The 13,156-nt window shown below is 59.2% G+C and carries 12 protein-coding genes; 5 read left to right on the forward strand and 7 right to left on the reverse strand.

What is annotated here, in order from left to right:
• Positions 1-75: 75 nt before the first annotated feature.
• Complete coding sequence (gene glpT, locus D3M70_RS23885; protein WP_120128070.1) at positions 76-1,425, forward strand: glycerol-3-phosphate transporter; 1,350 nt, start codon at positions 76-78, stop codon at positions 1,423-1,425.
• Between the two features lie 193 nt (positions 1,426-1,618).
• Here the strand turns inward: glpT and D3M70_RS23890 are convergent, their stop codons facing one another.
• From D3M70_RS23890 to D3M70_RS23920, 7 genes are all read right to left on the reverse strand, one after another.
• Positions 1,619-2,293 (reverse strand): gamma-glutamylcyclotransferase, encoded by a 675-nt coding sequence (locus D3M70_RS23890; protein ID WP_120128071.1) that lies wholly within the window; start codon positions 2,291-2,293, stop codon positions 1,619-1,621.
• 243 nt (positions 2,294-2,536) lie between these two features.
• On the reverse strand, positions 2,537-3,505 hold the full coding sequence (locus tag D3M70_RS23895; protein ID WP_120128072.1) for a CDP-6-deoxy-delta-3,4-glucoseen reductase: 969 nt from the start codon (positions 3,503-3,505) through the stop codon (positions 2,537-2,539).
• Complete coding sequence (ubiD, locus tag D3M70_RS23900; protein ID WP_120128073.1) at positions 3,505-4,971, reverse strand: 4-hydroxy-3-polyprenylbenzoate decarboxylase; 1,467 nt, start codon at positions 4,969-4,971, stop codon at positions 3,505-3,507. The genes D3M70_RS23895 and ubiD overlap by 1 nt, the downstream gene beginning before the upstream one ends.
• A gap of 73 nt (positions 4,972-5,044) precedes the next feature.
• Positions 5,045-7,009: an acyltransferase family protein gene (locus D3M70_RS23905; protein ID WP_120128074.1), complete on the reverse strand. Its 1,965-nt coding sequence runs from the start codon at positions 7,007-7,009 to the stop codon at positions 5,045-5,047.
• A gap of 91 nt (positions 7,010-7,100) precedes the next feature.
• On the reverse strand, positions 7,101-8,360 hold the full coding sequence (gene rho / locus D3M70_RS23910; protein ID WP_027979976.1) for a transcription termination factor Rho: 1,260 nt from the start codon (positions 8,358-8,360) through the stop codon (positions 7,101-7,103).
• A 228-nt stretch (positions 8,361-8,588) separates the two neighbouring features.
• Complete coding sequence (trxA, locus tag D3M70_RS23915) at positions 8,589-8,918, reverse strand: thioredoxin TrxA (RefSeq protein WP_081564805.1); 330 nt, start codon at positions 8,916-8,918, stop codon at positions 8,589-8,591.
• 311 nt (positions 8,919-9,229) lie between these two features.
• Positions 9,230-9,934, reverse strand: coding sequence for a FadR/GntR family transcriptional regulator (locus tag D3M70_RS23920; protein WP_120128075.1), 705 nt, complete (start codon positions 9,932-9,934; stop codon positions 9,230-9,232).
• 258 nt (positions 9,935-10,192) lie between these two features.
• Here D3M70_RS23920 and D3M70_RS23925 point away from each other — a divergent pair, with 258 nt between their 5' ends.
• From D3M70_RS23925 to D3M70_RS23940, 4 genes are read left to right on the forward strand one after another with little or no spacing between them, the layout of a single operon-like run.
• Positions 10,193-10,978, forward strand: coding sequence for a transporter substrate-binding domain-containing protein (locus D3M70_RS23925; RefSeq protein WP_120128076.1), 786 nt, complete (start codon positions 10,193-10,195; stop codon positions 10,976-10,978).
• 40 nt (positions 10,979-11,018) lie between these two features.
• Positions 11,019-11,684: an amino acid ABC transporter permease gene (locus tag D3M70_RS23930; RefSeq protein ID WP_120128077.1), complete on the forward strand. Its 666-nt coding sequence runs from the start codon at positions 11,019-11,021 to the stop codon at positions 11,682-11,684.
• Positions 11,681-12,331, forward strand: a complete 651-nt coding sequence (locus tag D3M70_RS23935) for an amino acid ABC transporter permease (RefSeq protein WP_165869885.1) — start codon at positions 11,681-11,683, stop codon at positions 12,329-12,331. Before D3M70_RS23930 ends, D3M70_RS23935 begins: the two co-directional genes overlap by 4 nt.
• Entirely contained in the window at positions 12,318-13,052 is a 735-nt protein-coding gene (locus D3M70_RS23940) for an amino acid ABC transporter ATP-binding protein (protein WP_062379619.1), read from the forward strand. The genes D3M70_RS23935 and D3M70_RS23940 overlap by 14 nt, the downstream gene beginning before the upstream one ends.
• Positions 13,053-13,156 lie beyond the last annotated feature (104 nt).

Here is a 13,156-nt window from a genome sequence, read left to right on the forward strand (position 1 = left end):
AGCCTTCCTATTTTCTGTAACGAAAATGTAATATTCGGTTTCGCATAACAATATAAAAACCCTTGGAGTGTTCCGATGTTTGCCTTTTTCCGTCCTGCCGCGCATCAGGCCCCGCTGCCTGAAGAGCGCGTCGACAGCACCTACCGCCGCCTTCGCTGGCAGATATTCGCTGGTATTTTCTTCGGCTATGCGGGCTACTACCTGCTGCGCAAGAATTTCTCGCTCGCCATGCCTTACCTGATTGACGAGGGTTACACCCGAGGTGAGTTGGGCCTGGCGATTTCTGCGATTGCCATTGCTTACGGGCTGTCCAAGTTCCTGATGGGGCTGGTGTCCGACCGTTCCAACCCGCGCTATTTCCTGCCGTTTGGCCTGCTGGTTTCCGCTGCGGTGATGTTCGTGTTTGGTTTCTCGCCTTGGGCGACGTCGAGCGTGACCATCATGTTTATCTTGCTGTTCATCAACGGCTGGGCGCAGGGCATGGGCTGGCCGCCAAGTGGCCGGACGATGGTGCACTGGTGGTCGCAGAAAGAGCGCGGCGGCGTGGTGTCAGTGTGGAACGTGGCGCACAACGTCGGCGGCGGCCTGATCGGCCCTTTGTTTCTGCTGGGCCTGGGCTGGACCAATGACTGGCACGCGGCATTCTATGTGCCTGCGGCCGTTGCCTTGTTCGTGGCGCTGTTTGCGTTCATCACCATGCGCGACACCCCGCAATCGGTCGGCTTGCCACCGGTCGAGGAATACAAGAACGACTACCCGGAAGGTTACGACGCGAGCCACGAAAAGGAATTCAGCGCCAAGGAAATCTTCGTCAAATACGTCCTGCGCAACAAAATGCTCTGGTACATCGCGCTGGCGAACGTCTTCGTTTATCTCATACGTTATGGCGTGCTCGACTGGGCGCCGACCTATCTGAAGGAAGCCAAGCATTTCGACGTCGACAAGACCTCGTGGGCGTATTTCTTCTATGAGTGGGCGGGCATTCCGGGCACGCTGCTGTGCGGCTGGATGTCGGACAAGATCTTCCGTGGCAATCGTGGCCTGACCGGCATTGTGTTTATGTTGCTGGTGACCGTCGCGACGCTGGTCTACTGGCTCAACCCGCCAGGCAACCCGACTGTGGACATGATCGCTCTGATTTCCATCGGCTTCCTGATCTACGGGCCAGTGATGCTGGTCGGCTTGCAGGCTCTGGAACTGGCCCCAAAGAAGGCGGCCGGGACTGCGGCGGGTTTTACCGGTCTGTTCGGTTATCTGGGCGGGTCGGTCGCGGCGAGTGCGCTGATGGGCTACACCGTGGACCATTTCGGCTGGGATGGCGGCTTCGTGATTCTAGTGGCGTCCTGCCTGCTGTCCATCGTGTTCCTGGCACCGACACTGCGGCATACGCGGGTGGCGAGTCAGTCGCGTGAGGCGACAGCGTAACGACGTGACCTTCGCTCTGTAGCAGCACGGCTTGCCGGCGGTAGCGATCATGAGAACGCCACCGTCGGCGCGCCGCGCTGCTACAGGACTTGTGGCTTACCGAGATATCAGGTTTAACACATGCCCCTGTGGGCGCCAGCTTGCTGTCGCCCACAATTAAGCTGCCTGCGCGCATAACGCCATGGGCCGCGCCTCAAACCGCCAAAAATACCGGCCGGCAGCGATTGAATCGCTCTTCCAGCGTCACATCAGGCATCGCATGGGTGCGCAGCGCGTGGATCGTCTGTTCGACATATTCCTGGGTGGTGCCGTATCGGCCGGCTGCGCTTGCCAGAACCTGAGTCAGGACGCTGTCGGGCAGATTTCCGGCGTAGCTGGGCAGGTGCCGCTCCAGCACGAAACCCAGAGCCTGCACCTTGGTGCCGTCTTCAAGGCGGCAGCTGAGCCAATGAGGACGGTAGGACGGATACGGCATTTCCCGCTGCCAAAGGGCGAGCAGTGACTCGTCGAGGTTGTCGTCCGGTAGCCGATAGGCGAATCCGCTGCAGGAGCCACCCCGGTCCAGACCGAAGACCAGCCCTGGTTGCTCGGGCGTGCCGCGATGCTCATGAGACCAGAGATAGAGGCCGCGGTGATAACCATGCACTCGCCCGCGTTGACGCTCTACGGCGGTGCATTCGGGGCGCCAGATCAATGATCCATACGCAAACAGCCATACAGGACCGCCCTCGTGACGGGACATCGTGGCATGCATGGAAGCGAGGAGTTGTTCGCGTGTCAGTTTTGGCCCCAGATCGATGACCGGCGGGTAAGCCAGGCCTAAACCATCATGGACGGCCGCCACCAAGTTATTGATTTGATTCCCCATCAGGCTTCCTTCCGACCTTATCAAGGTCAGCGTAGCGCTCATAACATGTAAAACAGGCCGTGCCGCTCAGGCGCTTTGAGGTCACGACCGCATGCCTATCAGACTCAACCATGACGTGATCCGTCACGTCAGAAAAGCAGCCTGGGCCCGATCTGCGATGCAATTTGCACTCCACGCCCCGCGCCGCCCGGCAGGACGTGGCGTGCGGACGCGCTACCATTTGTCGGTTTCCCGAGAGATCCCTCAGGAGCGTGGGGCGTAGGCGAACACGTCAGCGCGCATCTGGTGCGCATCCATTCCCGCGACGACCAACGCGTCTAGCGTGGCATACACCATGTTGGGCGAACCACTGGCATACACCTGAATCGACTTCAGATCGGCGAAGTCTTCGCAAACCGCTTCATGCAACATGCCGCAACGCCCTTCCCAACCGCACAGGTCGCTGACGATTTTGTGCAGGTGAAGATTGGGCAGCGTTTTCCACTCATCCCAATGCTTGAGTTCGTAGAAATCTTCGGGGCGACGCACTCCCCAGTAAAGATGCACCGGATAGGGGAAACCCTTCGAGCGGCAATGTTCGATCAGGCTGTGCATCTGCCCCATCCCTGTACCGGCGGCGATCAATACCAGCGGGCCGTCGGGAAGCTCACCGAGGTGGGTATCACCAAAGGGCAGCTCGACACTGGCCATGCCGTCACGCTGCAACTGTTTAATCAGGTTCTGCGCACTGGCTTCGCGGGCGAGCACGTGGAATTCCAGATCCCGACCGCTTTCAGGGGATGACGCCATGGAGAAGGCCGACTTCTCGCCATCATCGCGGGCGATCATCAGGTATTGGCCGGCGTGGTAGCGCGGCGGCTTGCCAGCGGGGGCGCGCAGCATCACCCGCCAGACATCCCCGCCCACGTCCGCGCACTCGGTGACCTGACAGGCGAACTTGCGCACCGGCAACTCTCCCAGAGGCAGCACGCTGTCCCAAAGCACCACGCAATCTTCCTCAGGCACGGCCAGACAGGTGTATATCTCGCCATGGCTCAGGACCTGCCCGTTCTGCACGACGCTGCCTTCGACCAGAAGCGCCGAACAGATATGGCAATTGCCATTGCGACAGCTTTGCGGGCACTCATAGCCCAGACGCTGTGCGGCGTCCAGAATCCGCTCTCCAGGCAATGTCTCAAGTACCGCGCCCGATGGCTGCAAGGTTACGCGCATCAATCTATTCCCAGCTGATTCCAGATGTCGTCGATCCGGCGAGTGACGGCTTCGTCCTTGACGATGGCGCGACCCCATTCACGGGTGGTCTCGCCCGGCCATTTATGCGTGGCATCGAGCCCCATCTTCGAGCCCAGCCCTGAAACCGGCGAGGCGAAGTCCAGGTAGTCGATCGGCGTATTGTCGATCATCACCGTATCGCGCTTGGGGTCCATGCGCGTGGTGATTGCCCAGATGACGTCGTTCCAGTCCCGGGCATTGATGTCGTCGTCGGTGACGATAACGAATTTGGTGTACATGAACTGTCGCAAAAACGACCAGACGCCGAGCATCACGCGCTTGGCGTGGCCGGGGTACTGCTTCTTCATGGTCACGACGGCCATGCGATACGAGCAGCCCTCAGGCGGCAGATAGAAGTCGGTGATTTCCGGGAACTGCTTTTGCAGAATCGGCACGAACACCTCGTTCAGCGCGACGCCAAGAATCGCCGGCTCATCTGGCGGACGGCCCGTGTAGGTGCTGTGGTAGATCGGTTTGATCCGATGGGTGATGCGCTCGACAGTAAAGACCGGAAAGCTGTCGACTTCGTTGTAGTAACCGGTGTGATCGCCATAAGGGCCTTCATCGGCCATTTCGCCCGGATGAATCACGCCTTCCAGAACGATCTCGGCACTGGATGGCACCTGCAGATCGTTGCCACGGCATTTGATCAATTCAGTGCGGTTGCCGCGCAGCAGACCCGCGAATGCGTATTCGGAGAGGCTGTCCGGCACAGGTGTCACAGCGCCGAGGATGGTTGCAGGGTCAGCGCCTAGGGCCACCGAAACCGGGAAAGGCTGGCCGGGATGCTTGTCGCACCATTCCTTGAAATCAAGCGCGCCACCACGATGGCTCAACCAACGCATGATGACCTTGTTGCGGCCGATAACTTGTTGGCGATAGATGCCCAGGTTCTGCCGTTCTTTATTCGGGCCTTTGGTGACGGTCAGTCCCCAGGTGATCAAAGGACCGACATCCCCCGGCCAGCAGGTCTGTACGGGCAGCATGCCAAGGTCCACATCATCGCCTTCGATGACCACTTCCTGGCAGGGCGCGTCCTTGACGACCTTTGGCGCCATGGAGATGACTTTTTTGAAGATAGGCAGCTTCGACCAGGCGTCTTTCAGGCCTTTCGGTGGCTCGGGCTCTTTGAGGAAGGCGAGCAGCTTGCCGATTTCGCGCAATTCCTCAGTGGACTCGGCGCCCATGCCCATTGCGACACGCTCGGGGGTACCGAACAGGTTACCGAGCACCGGAATGTCAAAGCCGGTCGGGTTTTCGAACAGCAGTGCCGGCCCCTTGTTGCGCAGGGTCCGATCGCAGACCTCGGTCATCTCCAGCACAGGAGAAATGGGCACCTGAATGCGTTTCAACTCTCCGCGCTGCTCAAGCTGCTGCACGAAATCCCGTAGATCCTTGAATTTCATTAACCCGGCCACTTAACAAATAGATGCACATCCTACCTGCTCTGACGGCCGACAGCAGCTGTCGAGCGCTCAATCATCCGCCTTGATTGGCGTTTTCGCTGAGGAAGATCGGCGCCAGCAAGGGCTTCATGCGCTCTCCACCCTTATCCGACAGATGATTTTCGTCCATGTATTGCGAGTATCCATCGAACTCCGCGCGGCAAATACCGGCCGGGCACATCAGGGCAGTCGGATCGATGATGCGCACTTGGGGGTCCTGCTCACTCAACTGATCGAACAGTGAGTTCAGAAACTGCTGACGCGCCAGATGCTCGGCAATCGGGCGACCCAGTCGCTCGGCAGATCGCCCCACCATCGCAAGGCTTGCCAGGCGCGCCACGGTGCCCTGTCGCTGCAAAGGCACTTCCTTGAAAATCCACACCCGCGCGCCCGCTTCTCGCAAGGTGTGAACCATCGCCGTCAGATCCTTGGCCACTGCCTGTTCAGCGACGGGGCGACTGTCCTCGCGGTAGAGAACGTGCTGCATGTCGCCGTCCTCTTCGCCATACAGATACAGACTCCAGCGCGCCGCCAGCACCACATCGCGGATCTTGTGTTCGCGAATGGATTGCAGCGTAGCCTGATTGAAATCCTGGCACTGCTGACGGGTTTCATGCCCCAGAACCGGGAGGCAACCGGACAGACTGGCAAGCCAGACCGGGATGCCGTAACGCTCGGCGTCGGCCTCGATCGCGGGCTTCAAGGCGGCCGCGTGACTGTCGCCCCATACCAGTTGAACGGGCGGAGTCTGCTCGTCGCCACCGAAACGACAAACTTTGGACAGGTCTTTACTGTTGCGCTGTAACAGGCAATCCATCTGCCCCTGCTGCCAGTCCCGTGCCTGTGCGTATTGCATCGCCTGTCCGGACAAACGGCCCGGCACGCCATCGGCTTCTCGAACAATCTGACCGGCCAGACCGATCACCAGCAGCGCTGCCAAACCCGTAGCCAAGACGGGTTTGCGCCCCGCCAGAAAACGCTTTTCACGAAACGGCAGCTCGACCAGACGCCAGCTCAACCAGGCCAGCGCCAGACTCAGCACAACCCAACCGGCAGCCTCCCACCCTTGCATGCCATCGACGGAAATCGCGTTGGCATAGACGAAAACCGGCCAATGCCACAGGTACCAGGAATAGGAAATCAGACCGACGCCGACCATCCCGCGCAGGCTTAGCAGCCGCCCGACCAGCGTGGGCGACTGGCCTTGCGCCCAGATCATTGCCGTCGCGCCCAATACCGGCAACAACGCAGCCCAGCCGGGAAATGGCGTGTATTTGGTGAACCCGAAAATCGCGTACAACACTGCCGCAAGGCCGGCAAGGCTCACCGCTTGATGCGTCCATGACGGCAGCTTGCGACCGGAGACTGGAATCACCGCCAGCATCGCGCCACACAACAACTCCCATGCGCGCATTGGCAGCAGAAAGAACGCTGCATCAGGCTGACGTTTGATCACCCAGACATTGAGCGCGAACGACACGATCAGCAGACCGAACAACATCCAGCGCCAATGCCGCAGAAAACGGGTCAACAACACCATCAATAACGGAAACAGGATGTAGTACTGCTCTTCAACAGATAGCGACCATGTGTGCAGCAGCGGCTTGAAGTCCGAGGCCGGGTTGAAATAGCCATCCTGGCGCATGAACAGGATGTTGGAGATGAACATCGCCTGATACCGCACCGCCCGACCGAGCTGCGAGTAATCGTTGGCGGGCATGATGATCCACCCCACCAGCAGCACGGCGAGGATCAACACGCTCAGGGCGGGAATGATGCGACGGGCACGACGCGCCCAGAAATCGACGAAGCTGAAGCGTCCCGCGCTGATTTCTCGAAAGATGATCGAGGTGATCAGGTAGCCGGAAATGACAAAAAACACGTCGACGCCGACGAAACCGCCGCCGAAGGCGCCGAAGCCGAAGTGGTACAAGACCACCGGAATAACGGCCAGAGCCCGCAGCCCGTCGATGTCACGACGATTGCCAAAGGTATGCATGACGCTCCTTGTCCCGAGTCATTGCGACAGAAAAATTTTCAAAAAAAAGGGTGCCCCAAGGGACACCACTTTTCTACAGCCGTTCAGCGAGTTACTTGCGCTTCATCGACAGGAAGAACTCATCGTTGGTCTTGGTCTGCTTCAACTTGTCGACCAGGAACTCGATGGCAGCCACTTCATCCATAGGATGCAGCAGCTTGCGCAGGATCCACATGCGCTGCAACTCATCGTCGGCCGTCAGCAACTCTTCGCGGCGAGTGCCGGAACGGTTGATGTTGATGGCCGGGAAGACGCGCTTTTCAGCGATCTTGCGATCCAGAGGCAGCTCCATGTTGCCGGTGCCTTTGAATTCTTCGTAGATCACTTCGTCCATCTTCGAACCGGTTTCAACCAGTGCGGTGGCGATGATGGTCAGCGAGCCACCTTCTTCGATGTTACGAGCGGCACCGAAGAAGCGCTTTGGTTTTTCCAGCGCGTGGGCATCGACACCACCGGTCAATACCTTGCCGGAGCTTGGAATCACGGTGTTGTAGGCGCGAGCCAGACGGGTGATGGAGTCCAGCAGGATGACCACGTCCTTCTTGTGCTCGACGAGGCGCTTGGCCTTCTCGATCACCATTTCGGCGACTTGCACGTGACGGGTTGGTGGTTCGTCGAAGGTGGAGGCAACCACTTCGCCGCGCACGGTGCGCTGCATTTCGGTCACTTCTTCCGGGCGCTCATCGATCAGCAGAACGATCAGATGGACTTCAGGGTTGTTGCGGGTGATGTTCGACGCAATGTTCTGCAGCATGATGGTCTTGCCCGCCTTCGGCGGCGCAACGATCAGACCACGTTGACCTTTGCCGATCGGGGCACACAGGTCGATGACGCGACCGGTGAGGTCTTCGGTGGAACCGTTACCGGCTTCCATCTTCATGCGAACGGTCGGGAACAGCGGCGTCAGGTTTTCGAACAGAATCTTGTTCTTCGCGTTTTCTGGACGGTCGAAGTTGATGGTGTCGACCTTGAGCAGTGCGAAGTAACGCTCGCCTTCCTTCGGAGGGCGGATCTTGCCAACGATGGTGTCGCCGGTGCGAAGGTTGAAGCGGCGGATCTGGCTCGGCGAGACGTAGATGTCGTCTGGGCCGGCGAGGTAAGAGGCGTCTGCAGAGCGGAGGAAGCCGAAGCCATCCTGGAGGATCTCCAGCACGCCATCACCCGAGATTTCCTCGCCGCTTTTCGCGTGCTTCTTCAGCAGGGAGAAGATCACATCCTGCTTGCGCGAACGGGCCATATTTTCTATGCCCATCTGTTCGGCCATTTCGAGCAGATCGGTAATAGGCTTTTGCTTGAGTTCAGTCAGGTTCATATAGGAATGACGTAATCATGTATGGAGGGGGAAATTAAGCTTTTGGCTTAATGAGGCCGCGCCGCAGAGAAGGCGACAGGATCGCGTACAAATCGAAAGGAGAGCGTCGGCGACGGCTAGCAGGGGGCAACGGAGAAGCCGTTGCGGGGCCGAATGTACCACTTGATTTTCCAAGCGTCTAGTGCAACGCCAGAAAAAAGCCCCGCTATTTGCGGGGCTTTAGCGCCATCAGATGTTGGCGTCGAGAAACGCTTGCAGCTGGGACTTGGACAGTGCGCCGACCTTGGTCGCCGCGACTTCACCGTCCTTAAACAGCATCAGGGTCGGAATGCCACGAACGCCGTGCTTGGCCGGGGTTTCCTGGTTTTCGTCGATATTCAGCTTGGCAATGGTCAGCTTACCTTCGTACGTGCCGGCGATGTCGTCCAGAACCGGAGCGATCATTTTGCACGGGCCACACCACTCAGCCCAGTAATCAACCAGTACAGGACCGCTAGCCTTCAGGACATCGGCTTCGAAGCTCGCGTCGCTGACGTGTTTGATAAGGTCGCTACTCATGAGATGTCTCCGAGGTCATAGGCAAAAAAACGTGGACCATCATAACTGTGTCACGCCGTGACAGGAAGGCGCGGGCGATTGTCTCTTGCTATGAACCTACATGACTAGCTTTATTGAAGTGACCCCGACTTCACTTAGCGCCCGCTTCTGGCCAGAGGGCGTGGGAGCTTGGCTTGCCAGCGATTTGCCGGAAACCGGCAATAAAATCATGCGACCTTGCTGGGTCAGACACAACGCGGTAGCCGTATTCACTGCCAGTACCCGGCAGATCGCCTGCAAGCAGGGCTCCCACGGCCTCCGGCCAGAAGCAGCTATGCTCCAGGCGCGACGAACACGATTCCGGTCCGCAACGCAGCCCCTCTGATGTGTTCTTGCATGGCCTTCTGCGCAGGACCCGAGGCGTTGCGTGCCAGTGCGCGCAATATCTTGCGGTGCTCTTGCCAGGTTTCCATCGCCCTGCCGGCGCGAATGAACGGCAATTTCTGGCTCTCCAGAAAGATGTCGGCGCTGGCGGTGATGATCCCGAGGATCGCCTGATTGCCGCTGGCGACCAGAATTCGTCGGTGGAAATCGAAATCCAGTTTTGCCGCGCAGTCGAAATCACCCGCCTTCAACTCCAGGCGCATGGCTTCGACGTTGTCTTCCAGCACATCGCGCTCGTCGGCGGTCAGCGTCACGGCCGCAAGCCCTGCCGCGAAGCCTTCCAGTGCATAGCGCAGTTGAAAAGTCTCTGAAGGCGACGCGTGGGCCGCATACGGCCAGGAAAAACCACTCGTGCTCTGTTGTGGTTCAGAAATCGCCTGAACGAAAACACCTTTCCCCGGCTGCACGCTGACCACGCCGAGGGCACTCAATGAAGACAATGCTTCGCGCAATGAAGCTCGACTGACCCCCAGCCGCACCGCCAGATCTCGCTGCGAAGGCAAGCTGTCGCCGGGGCCATAGCCTTGGTCGGCAATCAGTTTTCGGATCGCTTGAAAGGCGGCTTCAGGTACTGCAATCGGGCTCGGATGCATGGCGACTCAGGCGCAATAACCGTGGAAAAAATCCTCTTGTATAGCCATCCCGAAGATTCGGCAAGTGACGCCCAAGCACGGGGCGCCGGGCCTTCCAGGCGCGCCAAAGCGGGGCGAACAATGCACCAACTGTTCAGACCAGTTAGACCGCATACCGGTTGCAACCCGCATTTCGTGGTCGCGAATCAGCGGCTGGCATGAGCTGTGCACTGAAGCTTCGCCATCACCCACGACTCGCCCTGATTTCGGAGACGTCACATGACCAAGCGTTACAGCGCTCTGCTCGCCGCCTTGTTTGCCAGCCTCATGCTCGGCCAGGCCCCTGCCCATGCCAACGGCCTGGACGATGTGACCGCACGCGGCACTCTGAAAGTCGCGGTACCGCAAGACTTCCCGCCATTCGGCTCGGTTGGTCCGGACATGAAGCCACGCGGCCTGGACATCGACACCGCGCAGCTGATCGCCGATCAACTGAAGGTCAAACTTGAACTGACTCCGGTCAACAGCACCAACCGCATTCCATTCCTGACCACCGGCAAGGTCGACCTGGTGATCTCAAGCCTGGGCAAAAACCCGGATCGCGAGAAAGTCATCGACTTCTCTCGCGCTTACGCGCCGTTCTACCTCGCGGTGTTCGGTCCGCCTGATGCTGCGATCAACGGCGTTGACGACCTGAAGGGCAAGACCATCAGCGTGACCCGCGGCGCCATCGAAGACATCGAGCTGACTGCCGTGGCCCCGAAAGAAGCCACTATCAAGCGCTTCGAAGACAACAACTCGACCATCGCTGCTTACCTGGCCAACCAGACCGACCTGATCGCCAGCGGCAACGTGGTGATGGTTGCGATCAGCGAGAAGAACCCAAAGCGCATCCCGGCGCTGAAAGTGAAACTCAAGGACTCGCCAGTCTACGTCGGCGTGAACAAGGGTCAGCCTGAGCTGCTGGCAAAGGTCAATGAAATCCTTGAAGCCGCCAAGAAAGACGGTGCGCTGGAGAAGAACTCGCAGACCTGGCTCAAGCAGCCTCTGCCTGCCGATCTCTGATCGTTGCTCCCCAGTTCACCGCATGCGATCCGAGGCTTAGATGGCTTATCAGTTCGACTTCATTCCAGTCCTGCAAAACGCTGACCTGCTGCTGCGCGGCGCCCTGTTCACGCTGGAACTGACCGCTATCGGCACCTTGCTCGGCGTCAGCGTCGGGATTGTCGGCGCGATCGTCAGAGCCTGGAAGATCCAGCCGTTCTCGGCGATCTTCGGGGTCTATGTCGAGCTGATACGCAACACGCCGTTTCTCGTACAACTGTTCTTCATCTTCTTCGGCCTGCCGTCACTGGGGCTGCAGATTTCCGAATGGCAGGCGGCGGTGCTGGCGATGGTGATCAACCTGGGAGCCTACTCGACAGAAATCATTCGTGCCGGCATTCAGGCGATTTCTCGCGGGCAGCTGGAAGCCTCGGCTGCGCTGGCGATGACGCGCTTCGAAACGTTCCGCCATGTGGTGCTGGTCCCGGCGCTGGGCAAGGTCTGGCCGGCGCTGAGTAGTCAGATCATCATTGTCATGCTCGGCTCAGCGGTCTGTTCGCAAATCGCGACCGAAGAACTGAGCTTCGCCGCGAACTTCATCCAGTCGCGCAACTTCCGTGCGTTCGAGACCTACATCATCACCACGCTGATTTATCTGTGCATGGCGCTGCTGATTCGTCAGTTGCTGGCCTGGATCGGTCGTCGCTACATCGCAAGGAGCCGCTGATGGATTTCACTCTCTGGGACATCGTGCGCAACTTGCTCACGGGCCTGCAATGGACGCTGGCGCTGTCGCTGGTGGCGTTCATCGGCGGCGGCGTAATCGGGCTGCTGGTGATGACGATGCGCATCTCTGAAAAGGCTTTGTTTCGCCGGCTTGCTCGTTGCCACATCGAGTTGTTTCAAGGCACGCCATTGCTGATGCAGCTGTTTCTGGTGTTCTTTGGCGTGGCGCTGCTGGGTGTGGACATTTCGCCATGGCTGGCGGCGGCACTGGCGTTGACCTTGTTCACCAGCGCCTATCTGGCCGAGATCTGGCGCGGCTGCGTTGAATCGATTTCCAACGGTCAGTGGGAGGCTTCGGCCAGTCTGGCGCTGACCCCTTTCGAGCAACTGCGCTACGTGATCCTGCCGCAAGCGCTGCGTATCGCGGTCGCGCCGACAGTGGGTTTCTCGGTGCAAGTGGTCAAAGGCACGGCGGTGACTTCGATCATCGGCTTCACCGAGCTGACCAAGACCGGCGGCATGCTTGCCAACGCCACGTTCCAGCCTTTCATGGTCTATGGCTTCGTCGCCCTGGGCTACTTCCTGCTTTGCTACCCGCTGTCGCTCAGCGCGCGCTACCTGGAAAGGAGACTTCATGCCTCTGCTTAGAATTTCCGCCCTGCACAAATACTATGGTGACCACCACGTTCTCAAAGGCATCGACCTGAGTGTCGAGGAAGGTCAGGTCGTGGCGATCATTGGCCGTAGCGGCTCGGGCAAAAGCACGCTGCTGCGCACGCTCAATGGGCTGGAGTCGATCAACGACGGCGTAATCGAAGTCGATGGCGAGTACCTGGACGCTGCACGCGCAGACCTGCGTAGCTTGCGACAGAAAGTCGGAATGGTTTTCCAGCAGTTCAACCTGTTCCCGCACCTGACTGTCGGCGAGAACGTGATGCTCGCGCCACAGGTCGTGAAGAAGGTCTCGAAAGCCGAAGCGACCAGGCTGGCGAAGGAAATGCTCAACCGCGTGGGTCTGGGCGAGAAGTTCGATGCCTTCCCTGATCGCTTGTCAGGGGGTCAGCAGCAACGCGTCGCGATTGCCCGCGCCCTGGCAATGTCACCGAAGGTACTGCTCTGCGACGAGATCACCTCGGCCCTGGACCCTGAACTGGTCAACGAAGTGCTCAGCGTGGTTCGAGAGCTGGCCAAAGACGGCATGACGCTGATCATGGTGACCCACGAGATGCGTTTCGCCCGCGAAGTCGGCGACAAGCTGGTGTTCATGCATCAGGGCAAGGTCCATGAAGTGGGCGATCCGCGCGAACTGATGGCCAACCCGAAGACGCCAGAGCTGGCGAACTTCATTGGGTCGGTGGAGCAGGCCTGAACATCGCAGGCCACTGTAGGAGTGAGCTTGCTCGCGATGGCGGTAGATTAGTCGACACTGCACCGCCTGAGCGGACGAATCGCGAGCAAGCGCACTCCTACAGG

It is taken from the genome of Pseudomonas sp. LS-2 (assembly GCF_003605735.1).
In the GTDB taxonomy this organism is placed as follows: Bacteria; Pseudomonadota; Gammaproteobacteria; order Pseudomonadales; family Pseudomonadaceae; genus Aquipseudomonas.